The sequence below is a fragment of the Streptomyces sp. NPDC020489 genome (assembly GCF_044386545.1).
GTDB lineage: Bacteria > Actinomycetota > Actinomycetes > Streptomycetales > Streptomycetaceae > Streptomyces.
Genome location: NZ_JBIRUZ010000014.1, coordinates 40734 through 55270 on the forward strand (window position 1 = coordinate 40734; position 14537 = coordinate 55270).

17 protein-coding genes and 1 tRNA gene are annotated in these 14537 nt (G+C 73.9%); 3 read left to right on the forward strand and 15 right to left on the reverse strand.

Going from position 1 to position 14537, the window contains the following annotated elements:
• Positions 1–2: 2 nt before the first annotated feature.
• Positions 3–1610, reverse strand: a complete 1608-nt coding sequence (locus tag ACH41F_RS31815) for a dynamin family protein (RefSeq protein WP_398838605.1) — start codon at positions 1608–1610, stop codon at positions 3–5.
• A 320-nt stretch (positions 1611–1930) separates the two neighbouring features.
• On the opposite strand from ACH41F_RS31815, the gene ACH41F_RS31820 reads away from it, so the two are divergent.
• Both ACH41F_RS31820 and ACH41F_RS31825 read left to right on the forward strand, forming a co-directional pair.
• Positions 1931–2003, forward strand: a tRNA-Arg gene (locus tag ACH41F_RS31820).
• A 143-nt stretch (positions 2004–2146) separates the two neighbouring features.
• Entirely contained in the window at positions 2147–3103 is a 957-nt protein-coding gene (locus tag ACH41F_RS31825) for a D-2-hydroxyacid dehydrogenase family protein (RefSeq protein WP_398838607.1), read from the forward strand.
• A gap of 25 nt (positions 3104–3128) precedes the next feature.
• On the opposite strand, the gene ACH41F_RS31830 is transcribed toward ACH41F_RS31825, so the two are convergent.
• Positions 3129–3668, reverse strand: a complete 540-nt coding sequence (locus ACH41F_RS31830; RefSeq protein WP_398838609.1) for a DUF2087 domain-containing protein — start codon at positions 3666–3668, stop codon at positions 3129–3131.
• 274 nt (positions 3669–3942) lie between these two features.
• Here ACH41F_RS31830 and ACH41F_RS31835 point away from each other — a divergent pair, with 274 nt between their 5' ends.
• The gene (locus ACH41F_RS31835) at positions 3943–4239 is read left to right on the forward strand and encodes a chaplin family protein (RefSeq protein ID WP_391241145.1); all 297 of its coding nucleotides are present in this window, start codon (positions 3943–3945) and stop codon (positions 4237–4239) included.
• 128 nt (positions 4240–4367) lie between these two features.
• On the opposite strand, the gene ACH41F_RS31840 is transcribed toward ACH41F_RS31835, so the two are convergent.
• From ACH41F_RS31840 to ACH41F_RS31900, 13 genes are all read right to left on the reverse strand, one after another.
• A complete protein-coding gene (locus tag ACH41F_RS31840; protein WP_398838611.1) occupies positions 4368–5234 on the reverse strand; it encodes a tyrosinase family protein in 867 nt (288 codons plus the stop codon).
• Positions 5218–5682: a tyrosinase family oxidase copper chaperone gene (locus ACH41F_RS31845; protein ID WP_391241140.1), complete on the reverse strand. Its 465-nt coding sequence runs from the start codon at positions 5680–5682 to the stop codon at positions 5218–5220. Before ACH41F_RS31845 ends, ACH41F_RS31840 begins: the two co-directional genes overlap by 17 nt.
• A 102-nt stretch (positions 5683–5784) precedes the next feature.
• Complete coding sequence (locus tag ACH41F_RS31850) at positions 5785–6300, reverse strand: hypothetical protein (protein WP_398838613.1); 516 nt, start codon at positions 6298–6300, stop codon at positions 5785–5787.
• A 118-nt stretch (positions 6301–6418) separates the two neighbouring features.
• On the reverse strand, positions 6419–7003 hold the full coding sequence (locus ACH41F_RS31855) for a vitamin K epoxide reductase family protein (protein ID WP_398838614.1): 585 nt from the start codon (positions 7001–7003) through the stop codon (positions 6419–6421).
• A complete protein-coding gene (locus ACH41F_RS31860) occupies positions 7003–7500 on the reverse strand; it encodes a DUF5949 family protein (RefSeq protein WP_391241131.1) in 498 nt (165 codons plus the stop codon). The genes ACH41F_RS31855 and ACH41F_RS31860 overlap by 1 nt, the downstream gene beginning before the upstream one ends.
• 197 nt (positions 7501–7697) lie before the next feature.
• Positions 7698–7985 (reverse strand): hypothetical protein, encoded by a 288-nt coding sequence (locus tag ACH41F_RS31865; RefSeq protein ID WP_391241129.1) that lies wholly within the window; start codon positions 7983–7985, stop codon positions 7698–7700.
• 513 nt (positions 7986–8498) lie between these two features.
• Positions 8499–10031 (reverse strand): hypothetical protein, encoded by a 1533-nt coding sequence (locus tag ACH41F_RS31870; RefSeq protein WP_398838616.1) that lies wholly within the window; start codon positions 10029–10031, stop codon positions 8499–8501.
• Positions 10031–10729: an RNA polymerase sigma factor gene (locus ACH41F_RS31875; protein ID WP_398838617.1), complete on the reverse strand. Its 699-nt coding sequence runs from the start codon at positions 10727–10729 to the stop codon at positions 10031–10033. The genes ACH41F_RS31870 and ACH41F_RS31875 overlap by 1 nt, the downstream gene beginning before the upstream one ends.
• A 316-nt stretch (positions 10730–11045) precedes the next feature.
• Positions 11046–11909 (reverse strand): hypothetical protein, encoded by an 864-nt coding sequence (locus ACH41F_RS31880; protein WP_398838619.1) that lies wholly within the window; start codon positions 11907–11909, stop codon positions 11046–11048.
• A complete protein-coding gene (locus ACH41F_RS31885; RefSeq protein WP_391234702.1) occupies positions 11906–12523 on the reverse strand; it encodes a sigma-70 family RNA polymerase sigma factor in 618 nt (205 codons plus the stop codon). The genes ACH41F_RS31880 and ACH41F_RS31885 overlap by 4 nt, the downstream gene beginning before the upstream one ends.
• A gap of 161 nt (positions 12524–12684) precedes the next feature.
• Positions 12685–13122: a hypothetical protein gene (locus tag ACH41F_RS31890; protein WP_398838620.1), complete on the reverse strand. Its 438-nt coding sequence runs from the start codon at positions 13120–13122 to the stop codon at positions 12685–12687.
• A 224-nt stretch (positions 13123–13346) separates the two neighbouring features.
• Positions 13347–13706 (reverse strand): hypothetical protein, encoded by a 360-nt coding sequence (locus ACH41F_RS31895; RefSeq protein WP_398838748.1) that lies wholly within the window; start codon positions 13704–13706, stop codon positions 13347–13349.
• A gap of 211 nt (positions 13707–13917) precedes the next feature.
• Entirely contained in the window at positions 13918–14466 is a 549-nt protein-coding gene (locus tag ACH41F_RS31900) for a hypothetical protein (RefSeq protein ID WP_391234698.1), read from the reverse strand.
• Positions 14467–14537 lie beyond the last annotated feature (71 nt).

A 14537-nucleotide genomic window follows, 5' to 3' on the forward strand; every position in this document is an offset into this window, starting at 1 on the left:
GGTCACCTCTCCTTCTGTAGTACGGACAGCGCGGCGATCAGTTCGGCCTGGGGTTCGGGGTGTACGTCGAGCGCGTCGAGGGGCGCGAGCCGGCGCTCACGTTCGGCCTGGACCACCCGGTCCAGGTGCTCGGCGAGCAGCCGTCCGCCCCGGTCGCGCAGCCTGAGCGCACCGTGCGCCCCGATCCGCTCGGCGAGCCCCTCGCCCGCCGTGCGTGCCCGGCGGCCGCCCAGCAGCGCGGTGGCGACGAGCGCGGCGATCACCTCGGGGTCGGGCGCGACACTCCGGTCGAGGTCGCGCACCTCCTCCTCGGCGAACTCCTCCAGCTCGCGCCGCCACCGTCGTACGGCCAGCCCGATCCGGTGCTCGGTGCTCTCCAGCGACGGGTCCCGTGCGGTCAGTTCGGGGGCGCTCGCCGCCGGTTCGCGCCGCCAGGCCTCGTCCACGCGCTCGTCGGCGGCGCCGACGGCGCACACCAGGAGGGCGGCGAGGCTCTCCACGAGCGCGTCGAGCAGTTCGCCGGCGGTGCAGTCGAGGGGGAAGGCGCGCCACCGCTTGAGCGCGTCCCCGGCGAGCACCGAACCGGCCTGGAGCCGTCCTCGCACGCGCGCGTACTCGCTGTCGTACGCCCCGTCCACGGCGGCGGTGAGCCGGAGGGCGGCCGCGTACTGGGCGGCGGCGGCGCCGGCCAGCTCGGGCATCCGGGACTTGAGCGAGTCGAGGACGCCGTGCGCGGTACGGGCCAGGGTGTGGTGGCGGGCGGCCGGGTCCTGGGTCTGGTGCACCAGCCAGGTCCGCAGCGGTGCCACGGCGCTGGCCGGCAGCAGCCCGCCGCCCCAGGCGGACTCGGGCAGCTCGGGCACGGTGAACCGCGGCACCTCGCCGAGCCCGGCCTTGGTGAGCAGTGCCCCGTACTGCCGGGAGACCTCCGAGACGACCTGGTGGGGGACCCGGTCGAGGACGGTGACGAGGGTGACGTCGTACTCCTTGGCGGTGCGCAGCAGATGCCACGGCACCGCGTCGGCGTAGCGGGCGGCCGTGGTCACCATGACCCAGACGTCGGCCGCGCAGATGAGTTCGGCGGCGAGGGTGCGGTTGTCGGCGACGAGGGAGTCGACGTCGGGTGCGTCGAGCAGGGCGAGGCCGGGCGGGAGGGAGTCGGCGGTCTCGACGCGCAGCACGCGCGCGGGATCCTCGCCGGGCAGCAGGAGTTCGTCGCTCGCCTCCCGGTGCGGCACCCACACGCGCGTGAGGTCGCGCAGTACGCGCATCCCGCTGAACCAGTGATGGTCCTCCGGATGGCACACCAGCACCGGGGTGCGCGTGGTCGGCCGCAGCACGCCCGCCTCGCTGACGCGTCTGCCCACAAGGGAGTTGACGAGGGTCGACTTCCCGGCCCCGGTCGATCCCCCCACGACGGCCAGCACCGGCGCTTCGGGTTGGCGCAACCGGGGCACCAGATAGTCGTCGAGCTGGGCGAGCAGTTCGTCGCGGTTGGCACGCGCGCGTGGAGCCCCCGCGAGGGGCAGCGGGAAGCGTGCGGCGGCGACACGGTCGCGCAGGGCGGAAAGTGCGTCGAGCAGCTGAGGCCGTACGTCCAAGGTCACCACATGCGAAGAATGCCCAATTTTAGGGGATTTCTGAAGCATATGAGCATGTCTGCGCGCCGAGGGAACACAAGGGATGGAAGGGATGACTGGGACAACGGCACAGTCCAGGCATAACGAGTGCACAACACCCGGGGCGCGAGGCGCCAAAAGCGATGCACGATTCGTACCTGCCTGCGATTATCAGGACCGCTTCACTGAACCTCCACATTGAGCCACGGAGGCGAAGCAGCAGGGACAAGGAGCGGGGAGCCCTATCCTTGTCCCCGGCAACGTCACGGATCAGCCCACACCCGGGCACCAGGCACGAGGCCACCACACCGGCCCCCGTAGCTCAGTGGATAGAGCAGGCGCCTTCTAAGCGCTTGGCCGCAGGTTCGAGTCCTGCCGGGGGCGCTTTTTCCTCAGCTCTCCTCCGGGAGGGCTTTTTTGCTGCCCGAACCGGGCCCGGCCGCACGCGGAGGTCCCCGGCGCCCCGTCGTCGATACTGGCCCGCGAAGGGCGGGACACGCCAAGGGCAGGCAGAGAGGGACCGAGACGTGCGGCTGCGTTGTGCTGTGCTCGACGACTTCCAGCGGGTGGCGACCGAGATGGCCGACTGGTCGGCCGTCTCGGACGACGTCGAGGTCGTGTCCTTCACCACCCACCTCGACGAGGACGCCCTGGCGCGGGTACTCGCCGAGTTCGACATCGTCGTGACCCTGCGCGAACGGGTGCCCTTCCCCGCGTCCCTGATCTCCCGGCTGCCCCGGCTGAGGCTGCTCGTCGCCTCCGGGATGCGCAACAGCGTCATCGACCACGCCGCCGCCGAGGCGCACGGCGTCACGGTGTGCGGCACCGCCAGTTCCTCCACGCCGCCCGTCGAACTCACCTGGGCGCTGCTGCTCGGCCTCGCCCGTGGAATCGTCGAGGAGAGCAACGCCCTGCGCTCGAACGGCCCCTGGCAGTCCACGGTCGGCGCCGACTTGGAGGGCCGTCGACTCGGTCTGCTCGGGCTCGGCAGGATCGGCAGCCGGGTGGCGCGGGTCGGGCTCGCCTTCGGTATGCGGGTGAGCGCGTGGAGCCAGAACCTCACCAGGGAGCGCACCGACGAGGTGGGCGTCGAACTCGCCCCGAGCCGGGAGGACCTCCTGCGCGACAGCGACTTCGTCTCCGTGCACCTCGCCCTCGGCGACCGCACCCGAGGCCTGCTCGGCCCCGCCGAACTCGCCCTTCTCAAGCCGACGGCGTATCTGATCAACACCTCGCGCGCGGCGATCGTCGACCAGGACGCCCTGCTCGCCGCCCTCCACGAGGGCCGGATCGCCGGCGCCGGCATCGACGTCTTCGACGTCGAACCGCTGCCCGCCGACCACCCGATGCGCTCCGCCCCGCGCCTGCTCGCCACGCCCCACCTGGGCTATGTCTCCCAGGCCAACTACCGGACGTACTACGCCCAGGCCGTCGAGAACATCCAGGCCTACCTCGCGGGTTCCCCGGTACGACGGCTGCCGTGACGTCGGCAGCCGCCCGCAGGCGGGCTCACGCCGCCTCGGCCACCCGGTAGATCCCCTCGCTCCGGCTCAGATGGTGCAGGTCCACCAGGTAGCGCCGGAGCGTCACATGGTCGACGTCGCCCTCGTCGCACCAGCCGCGCAGCTTCTCGTCGACGGTCCGTTCCGGATAGTCGACACCTCGCTCGAAGGTCTGCTCGGCGATGTACTCGAGTACGACCTTCTTACGAGCCCACTGCGCCGGCAGCCGCACCAGCCGGCCCTGCCGTACGAAGGTCCGCAGCGTCCGTTCGTCCCCCGAGCCGGGGTCCACGGTGCCGTCCGCCGACCGTTCCACGCGCGCGTGCTCCCTGAACACCTCGTACGCCACGCTCAGTTCGCCGCTGTCCGCGGCCGCCGTCAGTACGCCCCGCTCCCGCAGCTTCAGCAGCGCCAGGGCCGTCTCCCGCGCCGACAGCCCGGCGGTCCGCGCGGCTTCCTCCGGGGTCCTGGCGCCCAGGGCCACCGCCGCGAAGGCGCGTACCCGGGTCTCGTCGGTGAACAGGCGCATGAGTCGGTCGGTAGCCATGCCGGGAGGCTAGTGGAGGCACCCGGTGGCGCACCAAGCGATTTCCCGCCCGCCGGCGGCCTCCGCCCCCGCCCACCGACGGCCCCGGCCCCCGGCCCACCGACCGCCACCACCCACCGTCCCGACCGTCCACCGACCGCCTAGCCCCGCGAACCGCTCTTCGAAAAGGGTGATCCGCACACGATCACCGTTACCAGCCGTGAACGGAGACGTTGAAGGGGGAGTGCGGCGGCGAGCAATGCTGTCGCGCTCACCGATTCAGAAGGAGAACGTGATGTCTCGCATCGCGAAGGCTGCCGGTGTCGCTCTCGGCGCCGGTGCCGTGGCGCTCGGCAGCGCCGGTATGGCCATGGCGGACGCGGGCGCGCAGGCCGCCGCCGCCCACTCGCCCGGTGTCGCGTCCGGCAACGTCGTCCAGGTTCCGGTCCACATCCCGGTCAACGTGTGCGGCAACACCGTCAACGTCATCGCCCTGCTCAACCCGGCCTTCGGCAACACGTGCGCCAACGTCAGCGACGGCCACGACAAGGACAACGACGACCACAAGGGCGGCCACGGCTACGGCCGCTGACCTCCGGTCACTTCAGAAGAGCCCCGGCACTCCGAGCGCCGGGGCTCTTCCGCGTACCCGGCGAGTCACCCGCGCACGCACCACCCCACCCCTGCCCCCCGTCCACGCGGAGCGGCAGGCCCCCTCACTCACGCATAGCGATAGATCCCGCTCACGTCCTCCAGCGAGTCCGGCGTGACGTCCCACGGCGGCAGCTTCTCGTGCCGCGCGACGATTCGCCGGTACTGGGAGCTCCCGGCGGCCGGCGGCTTCGCGGGCAGGTAGCGGGCGCCCCGGTGCCGCCGCTGCCAGCGGTACCACTGGAGGTCGACGAAGGCGTGGTGCATCCAGAAGACCGGGTCGTTGACGGACGCGCCGCCGACCATGACACCGCCGACCCACCGGTGCACCCGGTTGTGGTTGCGCCAGGCGGTGGGCCCGCGCCCGCTCCCCCACCCCTCCAGCCGGTTGCGGAACCCCTTCGTGGACGTCGAGTCCCAGGGCGCGACGTCGTAGACCGGGTCCGCCAGCGCCGCCTCCAGGTCGCTCCTGGTGGGCAGTTGGAGCGGGTCACGGGCGCGCCCGAGGTCCCGGGTGAGGTACTCCTCGTCGGTCACGCCCTCCGTGAGGGTCCAGTTGCCGGTGGACCAGGCGAACGGCCCGGTCATCACCCGCCGGTCCGAGGGCCGCCCGTTGCCGCCGAGCAGGTCCGTGGTCCAGGGCGCCGCGCCCGCCCTGCGGTCCTTGGTCCAGTCCCAGTACGGCACCGTCACCGAGGAGTCCACGCGGCGCAGCGCCCGCTCCAGGTCGAGCAGGAAGCGCCGGTGCCAGGGCAGGAAGGACGGCGCCATGTGGGCCGTACGCAGCCCGCCCTCGCCGTCGGTGACGTAGTAGTCGATGTGCATGCGGACGAACTCGTCGTACTCGCCCCGCCGTTTGACCTCCAGCAGTGCCTTCACGAAGCGCCGTTTCTCGGCGCTCGTGAGGGTGCTCGCGTCCTTACGGATGTACGCCATGGTGGTGGCCCCCCATATGTGTCTTCTCGCGCAGCTGCTGTCCCGGCGACAGTTCGTCGACGGCCGCGCGGGTGGCGTCGAGGGGTGTCGCGTACGACCGGTAGTGGTCGACCATGCTCAGCCAGGTGCCGTCGGCGCGGCGCATCAGGTGCAGGGGGCGGTCGTCGACGGTGACCTGCCACTGGGCGGCGCCGAGGTCGCGGCCGGGGGTCTCGACGCCCCGGATGCGCCGGCCGCGGTAGGTCTCGTCGAAGCCGCCGCGCCCGGGGTCGTCCGTCCGTCCCGTCGGCCGGGAGGCCGCGACGACGGGGGCCAGCACCAGGGCGCCCGCCGCGGCGAGGAGCCCCCTCATCACGTCCCGCCGGCTGTCCCGGGCCGTGCCGGGTCTGCCCTGGGCCTGCCCCGCGGGCTCCGCCCCCACCGCCACTGCGCCGACACTGACGACCATCGTGTGCTCCTCGTCCGGTTCGGTTGATCCGTAGCGGTAACCGCGAAGGAGCCCGCGCGGTCACCATCAAGTGGTCCGAGCGGGCTCCTGGGAGCGGTCGAGCTAGAGGCCCGGGCCCATCACCAGGTCGGCGGCGGGGACGGTCTGGAGGACCGGCGTGAGGACGCCCACCTGCGGGAGCTTGGTGTCCGGCAGGCCGAAGTTGTCGGCGTTCGGGGCGGTCAGCGGGGCGTCCAGGGCGAGGCCGGGGGCCAGCGTGCGCAGGTCGGAGGCCGGGGCGCCGACGCCGACGTGGTCGAAGTCGTCGCCGAGGAGGTGCGGCAGGGGGGCGTGCAGGCCGAGGCCGGGCAGTCCGCCGCTGACCGGAAGCTGCGGGATGACCCGCTCGGGCAGGAGGCGGCCCTCGACGTACCGCGGGCCCTCGGGCGCGCCCGGCATGGGCAGCGGGATCTCGCCGCCGACCTTGGGCAGTTCCACGTTGAGGGACTTCTCGATGCCGTCCAGCGGCACCGGGACGGGGACCGTCTCCACCGCTGCGGCGGGGGTCGCGGCGGCGCCCACCGCGGCCGCGACGCCCGTGATGACGGCGGCAATGGTTCCTCGGGTGGTCGACTTCATCTCAGGTACGGTCCCTTTCCGGATGTGTGTGGCTCGACGTCCGTACCTCGTAACGACCCTGGCCCGGTCACCGGGGCAAGATTCGCCCGACTGCCGCAGTAGTACGACGTGTTGCTGATCAGCTCGTCCAGAAGTCCCACCAACGGGTCAGGATCAAGACGCCGACGACCCCGAGGTGCGCCACCGGTGCGACCCAGGCGAACTCGGTGAGGAACGACCTCGCCCGGGCCGGTGCGGGCAGGAACCGGTTGCGCACGGCGAACGAGGTCACGCACCAGAACAGGACGATGGTGGCGACCCACGCCAGACAGCACCACAGGCACAGGGCGTTGATCCGGTACAGCGACTCGAACTGGAGCCACGTCACGAACCCGACGCCGAACAGGCAGCCGGCGTCGAGGGCGAGCCAGTACCAGCCGGGCAGGCGCGCGCCGGCCAGCAGGCTCACGCCGACGGCGATCACGACGCCGTAGGCGACCAGACCCAGCATCGGGTTGGGGAAACCGAAGGCCGAGGCCTGGTCGCTGCGCATGACGCTGCCGCAGGACACCACGGGGTTCAGGCTGCATCCCGGGGTGAAGTCCGGGTCCTGGAGCAGCGTGAACTTGTCGAGGGTGATGACCCAGGAGGCCAGCAGTCCGGCGGCCCCCGTGAGCACCAGCAGCCCGGCGAAACCGCGGCCGGCGCCCGCGGTCCGGGTCATCAGCCGCGCAGGCTGCGGGCGGGGAGGACGACGTGCGCGGCGGCGTTCAGGGTGTCGTCGGCGCCGGCGAAGGCGGCCAGGGCCTCGGGGTCGACGGGCTTGCCCGGCTCGGCCTCGGGCCAGGGGCGGGTGGTGAAGACGAAGTAGGCGAAGCCGCGCTCGGCGACCGCCTCCAGCCACTCCTCGGGCGGGGCGCACTGGGCGTTGAAGCCGGGCATGTTGACGACGGCCGTGCCCGCCTCGACGAGGAGGCTGACCGGCAGGTTCTGCCGGGCGTTGCCGTCGACGAGGTCGCCGCCGACGGGCAGCCCGTTGTTCTCCAGCAGCGCTTCGACGGCGGCCGTGGCGGCCTCCGGGCCGCCCGCCGAGTCCCCGAGGGTGTAGGCGAGGAGGTAGGGCATGTGGCCGTCGGGGGCATCGCCGCTCCAGGCCATCACGACGAGCGTGCCCAGGTCGGCGGCGTTGAAGGGGCGGGTTTCGCTTCGGGTTGAGGTCACCGCGCGACCATATCGACGGGCCGGAAGCCCACCCGGCCCGTTCTCACCCGACCGGGCGACATCCCGCACGCGGTCCACACGAACGAGGTACGCGGCCTCGAACAGCGCCGGACGTACCCGGGGGACGGCGTGCCGGACACCATGAAGGGCCGATTCCCGTCACCACGGAATCGGCCCTTTCCCGCGGCAGGAATACGTCAGCCACCCAGCGGAAGCCCACCGAGCAGACCGCTGTTGTTCAGCGTGGCGGTCGCGCCCTTCACGGTGTTGAGCACGGAGTCCTTGTTCTCGGTGTCGAGGGCGTTCGACTGGTGCTGGAGCGGCATCACGTCGGCCGGGGCGAGCTGACCGCTGGTGAGCGTGTTCACGGCGCCGGTGAGGCTGGTGGGCGTGACGTCGGCGGTGTTGTAGGCGAACGCGGGCGCGGCAGCACCGGCGAGGGCCACGGAACCGGCAACAACGGCGGCAGCCTTCAGGGACTTCATCGTGTTCCTTTCTTCGGCAACTCACGTCACCAGAGAGAATTCTGACGCCGTGCCTAACGAGCCCCGACCGGCCCGGAAACCCCGTACGCAGAAATTTCTGCGAGCCATCCGTCGGTATTCCTGGCGGAGATAAGAAAGCAATAGGAAAACAGAACAGCCGTGGGGGGGGGGGGGGGGGGCCCCCCCCCCCCCGGGGGGGGGGGGGGGGGGGGGCCGCGGCCCCCCCCCCCCCCGCGGGGGGGGGCCCCCCCCCGCGGGGGGGGCGGGGGGGGGGCCCCCCCGCGGGGGGGCGGCCCCCCCCCCGGGGGGGGGGGGCGGGGGGGGGGGGGGGGGGGGGGGGGGGGGGGGGGCGCGCCCCCCCCCCCGCGCCGAGGTGCACGAGCCGTGGGTACGGGGGGAACCCCGGCTCTGTGCGACGGCCGATGACCAGTCGGCTCACTCATGTCAGCGCCGGCGCGGCCGAAAATGTCACACCGGGCGCGAAAAAAGTTCCACGCCCTGTGCGGACGCGGGTCAGAGCGCCGTGTACGACGGGTTCGGCGAGGGCTCGGGGGCGACCGCGTCCCGCTTCGGCAGCGGGGTGGTGTCATCGGCCGTCGGGGACGGCGAAGGGGTGGACAGGCCGCCGTTCGGACGGTGACCGCGGCCCGGGGCGCCGTCGTCACCGCCACCGCTCTTCCGGTCGTCGCCACCGTGACCGTCACGGCCGTCACGGCCGTCGTGGCCGTCGTGACCGTCGTGGCCGTCGTGGCCGTCGTGACCGTCCTTGTCCTGGTCCCGTTCCTGGCGCCCGCCATCCTGGCCGGCCTTTCCGTCGCCGGTCCGCAGGACGCCCTCGCAGTACTTCCACACCCTGGTGGAGCCGCCCGCCAGCCGTTCCAGGGCACGGCTGCGGTCCGCGGACAGCCGCTTGCCGTCGCGCAGGTCCCGGCACGCCGCCGGGGCGCCGTCCCACCGGGACCCGAAGCCGTCCTTGCCGCGGTCGTGCGTGCCGGGGCCGGGGTCGGTGCTCGGGGCGCCGCCGGCGTCGGAGCGCGGGGGGCGGTCGTCGGGGGTGCCGCTCGCGGAGCCGTCCGGTGTCGCCTCGCCCTGACCCGCGTCGTCGGGCGGCGGGGAGACCAGGGGGCGGTCCGTCGTCGCGGCGGTCGACACCGTCGCACCGGGGCGCGGTTCGTCGTCGCCGAACGGCGTCGGCAGCATTCCGGTTGCGGCCGCGACCGTGACGCCTCCGACCATGCCGAGGGCGAGCACGGCGGCCATCCCGAACCGCACGGGCCGACTACGCCGGACACGCGGCGCGCGATGCGCGGGGACGCCGATACGGACCAGACCGGCGTCGCCGTCCGAGGGGCGGGCGACGGCTCCGGGCACCCGCGGCCGCGGGCGAGCGGACGGACCGCGATGGTCCCTGGGGGGCCGGATGGCGGGGGTGGCGGCGTGGTCGGGGGCGGTGGGAGGGCCGGGGGCTTCTGCATGGGCGGGGGCGGCGGCGGTGCCAGGACCGGGGGCTTCAGCCCGACCGGGGGCTTCGGCATGGCCGGGGGCGGCAGGACCGGGGCCCGGGGCAGCACCGGGGGCTTCAGCCCGACCGGAGGCTTCAGCCCGACCGGAGGCTTCAGCCCGACCGGAGGCGGCGGCAGAACCGGGGACCGGGGCAGCACCGAGGGCTTCAGCCCGGCCGGGGAACGGGGCAGTACCGAGGGCTTCAGCCTGGCCGGGGGCCATGGCATGGCCGGGAGTTTCAGCCCGACCGGGGGCCGTGGCGGGACCCGGGGCTTCGGCAGGGCTAAGGGCTTCGACGGGGCCGGAGGCCGTGGCAGGCGCGTCATGGTCCGCGCGTGCCTTGCGGAAGGCGGCCAGCGCGGCGGCCTCGCCGGGGAGTTCGGCGCTGTTCGCCGGGGGTGCCGCGGAGAGCGCGCCGAGGGCCTTGGCGAGGCGCTCGGCCTCGTCGCGGGCGGCGGCGTCGACAGCGTTGTCCAGGGACTCGCCGCGCAGCAGACGCTCGGCGGTTTCGGCGTCCAGCCACCCGTACTGCTTGTCGGCCATCACATGTCCTTCTGCGTCCGCGGACGCGTATGCGTCACACTCGCGGACGTCACCGCACGGGCGTGCGGTTCTCGCTGGGGCGGGAGCGCGTCGAGCTCCCCGATGCTCGACCCCGCTCGTGCGGGACGACCCCCCTCGGCGGATTCCGGATCGGCGCCGAGCAGTTCCGCGAGCCTCTTCAGGCCGCGGTGCGCGGCCGTCCGTACGGCTCCGGGCCGTTTGCCCAGCGTCTCGGCGGCGCTCTTGGCGTCGAGGCCCACCACCACGCGCAGGACGACGGCCTCGGCCTGATCCTGCGGAAGGCGGGCGATGAGGGAGAGGGTGCTGTCGGTGGCCAGGGCCTCCATGGCCTCGCCCGCGGTGTCGGACTCGGCGGCCTTCCCGGTCAGCTCGGTCTCGTCGCCGCCGATCGCGGGGCGGCGGCCGCGCATGCGTATGTGGTCCAGGGCGCGGTTGCGGGCGATCCGGGCGGCCCAGCCGCGGAACCGGTCCGCGTCACCGCTGAACCGTCCCAGGTCCCGGGCTATCTGGAGCCAGGCCTCGGAGGTGACGTCCTCGGCGTCCGGGTCGCCGACCAGCGTGCGGACGTATCCGAGCAGCCGGGGGTGCACGGCGCGGTACACAGTCCGGAACGCGGTCTCGTCCCCGTCCTGTGCCGACAGCACCGCGGCGGTCAGCTCCGCGTCATCCCCCAGCACGCATGGTTCCTCAGTCGATGGTCGCGGCCCCGAGGCCGCCTGCGATCGCGGTGATCCCTCGCCTCCCCGCTCGGCGCGAAAGGCACGTTACGACCTGAAACCGCTGCTCGTCCATGTCCGTACAAGATGCACCTAGCCCGGACCGATGCGGGTACGCCCCCGGGTGTGACAGAAAACGCATCCATGGCGCTGTAGGAAGTACGGGTCGCCGCGCGGCCCGTACCGCGCGACGGCCGGGGCCTCTCCTGTGGGGGGTGGCGGCCCTGGCCGTCTCCGCGGTCGAGGTCCAGGTCATGTGGGCCCTGCGGTCCGGCGGTTACCGCTTCTTCTTGCCGGACGCCGTGTCGGGCTGGTCCGGGCCGCTGTCGCCCGCGCCTTTGTTCTCGCCCTTGCCCGCGCCCTCGCCTCCGCCCGCGGTCCCGGACCGGCCCTGGCTCTTGGGCTGGCCCTTGGCCTGGCCGCCGTTGTCCTGGTCCGCCGTGCCCTTGGACTCGGTGCCCTTGGTCTCGGTGGCCGCCAGGCGCCGCGCGCAGTACGTCGCGACGTTCCCCTCGCCGCCCGCCGCCTCGACCAGCCGCTGCCAGGCCGTGGAGTCGAGGGCGCCGCGTTCCCGCACCCGCTCGTAGGTCCGGCAGTGGGCCTTGGTGTCCTGGGCGGTGTCCGGACGGTCGGGGCGGGGGGACGGGCCCTCGGCGGAGGGGGCGGTGTCCGGTCGGGCGGGGGCGGAGGTGTGCGCCTCGATCCTGTCCTCGGCCTCGGTGGACGACGGGCCGCCCGTACCGATCGCGGCGAAGGCGACGCCGCCGACGGTGAGGCTCGCCGCGAAGACCGAGAGCGTGGTCCGCAGCGAGCGGGTCAGCCGGCGCCGCTCGCGGGGCCGCCAGTCGTCCCGGCGGCGGGTGCGGGCCCGGTGCGCCCCGGCGTCGCGGGCGGCCCGGAAGGCGGCGACGGCCCGCTGTTCGCCCTCGCCGAGGACCTGGTCCGCGTACGGGTCCACGTCGTCCCGCACCGCGGCGGCGAGCAACGTCTCCAGCTCGACCGGGGTCGGGGAGCCGGGCGCGGTGTCGCCGGGGTGCACCTGCCGGCGACCGGGACTCCCGCCGCCGCTCCGCCCTTCGCGCATGCCCGTTCCGTCCCTGTCCCTGTTCCTGTCCGGCCCGTCGCCGTCGTCGTCGTTCATGTCGACTCCCCCAGCGTGCTGGGGTCGTCATCCGTCACACTGCCGTCCCCCAGCTGCTGCGCGAGGCGCCGCAGACCCCGGTACGCGGCCGTGCGCACCGCCCCCGGCCGCTTGCCGAGGACGCGCGCGGCGGCCGGGCCGTCGAGGCCGACGACCACCCGCAGCAGCACCGCCTCGGCCTGGTCCCGGGGCAGCCCTCGGACCAGCTGGAGCGCGTACTCGGTGGAGATGGACTCCAGCGCCTGGTCGTGGGTGCTCTGCGGGCCCGGCAGGTCGAGCAGGTCCTGTTCGAGCGCCGCCGACCGGGGCCGCACTTTCTGCCGCCGCAGGTGGTCCAGTGCCCGGTGCCGGGCGATGGTCGCGCTCCAGCCCCGAAAGCCCGCCCCGTCGCCCTTGAACCGGCCGAGGTCGCGGGCGATCTCCAGCCAGGCGTCGGAGGCCACGTCCTCGGCGTCGTCGCCGACGATCCCGCGGAGGTAGCCGAGCAGGCCGGGCTGCACGATCCGGTACGCGACCGCGAAGGCGCCCTCGTCCCCCTCCTGGGCCCGCGCGACGGCGGCGCCCAGCTCCCCGTCGTAGGCCTGCACGCGGCGGGGTTCCCCTCCTCGACCCAAGAACTGTCCTCGTCCATACCGTTGCGTGGCGTTCGCACACCTTTTCGGCACGATCGCTCTGGCGGGATCTCCCCCACGGTCAACAGCGCCGGACGCCGCAGATCTGTCACTGCGTCACACCAGACCCCGCTTCCCCGGGCCGCCGCGCCCACGGCGGTTCGTCAGCAGGTCGCGCTCCTGCTGCGGGCCCGCCCGTGCAGGGTCAGGTAGAAGGTCCGCAGGGACTCCTCGGGGCTGCCCGACTCGAAGCGGTTGAGGACCTTGCCGAGCGGGTTCCAGACCCGGCCGTCGGGCATCCGGACGCCGACAGGCTGGCCGAGGTACGCGCGCTGCGTCTCGTCCAGGTCGACCCACGCCGCGCCCGCCCGGCGCACCAGCACCTCACCGACGTAGGCGCCCAGCCCCAGCAGCGGCCCGTGCACCCGGTCGCGGTCGGCGCCGCCCTTGCCCAGGCCGTCGACGAGGAAGTCGACGACCCGCAGGCTGGCCACGGAGTAGTCCAGCGGCAGCCTGCCCCGCGCGCCGACCCCGGCGACGAACGCGGCCGCCTCCGCCCGCATCCCGCTCGCGCACGGCACGCGCCTGATCTGCTTCCCCATGGCCCCGCCCCTTCGTCCGGCTTCTACTCCCCGCTGTCCCAGCGGATGCCGCCCCGGGAACATCACGGGCCACGGGCGTGGCGCTGCCCACACGGACACCTCAGGGACCGGCTACGGCCTCCCGGCCCCGCCGCTTCACGAGCCCCGGACGCTTCACAAGCCCCACCGGACCCAAGAGCCCCGCCGACCCCACGAGCCCGCCGACCCCCTGAGCCCCGGCTGTCTTACCCGCGCCCGCCGCCGCCCACCGCGTCCCGGCACAGCAGCCGCAGCGACCCGTGTCCGGCGAAGCCCCGCCGGGCCTCGTCGATCGGGTCCCACAGCCGGCCGTCGGGCGTCCGTATCCAGTGCTCGCCCCCGCTCGCCCACCACTCGGCGCCGGTCTGGCGGACGATCACCTCACCGGCGTACGCGCCGAACCCGCGCAGCACCGCCGCGACGGCGTCGTACGGGGGCTCCTCGCGCCGCAGGTCGTCGATCATCCGGTCGACGCGCCACAGGCTCTGCGCCGAGTAGTCCAGCCGTACCCGCGCTCCCTCCCGCATGGTCGCCACCGCGTCCGCCGCCCATCGCACCGGCTTCATCGCCGCCGAGGGCCTGGTCTCGTGCTGTGCGTGCTGTGTCGTCACGTCCTCAAGAGCGCTCGGGGAGGGCCGATCGTCACCCGGTTCCGGCCGCCCTCGCCGGACCGTCGCAGAACCGACCCGGCTCCGCCGCACGGTGGTCACAGGACCCTCTCAGGCGCGCGGCCGCGTGCGGCGCGGCCCCCTTGCCGTCGTCGTGGCCCCGCCCGGTTCAGCCGCGTCCGCGAGCCCGTCGGGACACCACCGCCCGCAGCACGCGCCGGCCCTCCACGGACACCTCCAGGGCCCGGCGCAGCCCGGCCGTGCCATGGCCGGCGAGGACCTCCAGGACGGTGATCTGGCGGCGCAGTTCGGCGGCGGCCAGCGGCGGCATGCCGTCGGTGCGGCCCGCGCGGCGGGAGTCCACGGAGTCGTCGTCCACGGCGGGGTCGAGGATGCGGTGGATCTGGAGCGAGGCGACGGAGCAGGCGTCCGCCCAGAGCCGTACCTCGGCGGCGTCCGGTGCGCCGGGCGCGGCGTCGAGCATCCGGCGGGCGAGGACGGCGGCCTCGTCCTCGGCGGTGCCCTCACCGGCGCCGAGCCTGCCGCGGGCGGCCTCCAGGCCCGCGGCCCAGTCGCCGGTGTCGGCGAGGCTCGCCCACAGGGGCCGCAGCAGCTCGTCGTCGCCCCCGAGCAGCGGTACGCACCGGTCCAAACAAGCCAACCCGCTGGCGGCCAGTCCGCGCTCGTCCGCCTGAGCGATCAGCTCCACCAGACTCATCCACGCCTCCTCGACAGTCCCGTCCGGAACGTGTCGGCGCCGCGGGACCCCTCTGCCTGCGGACTTCCCTA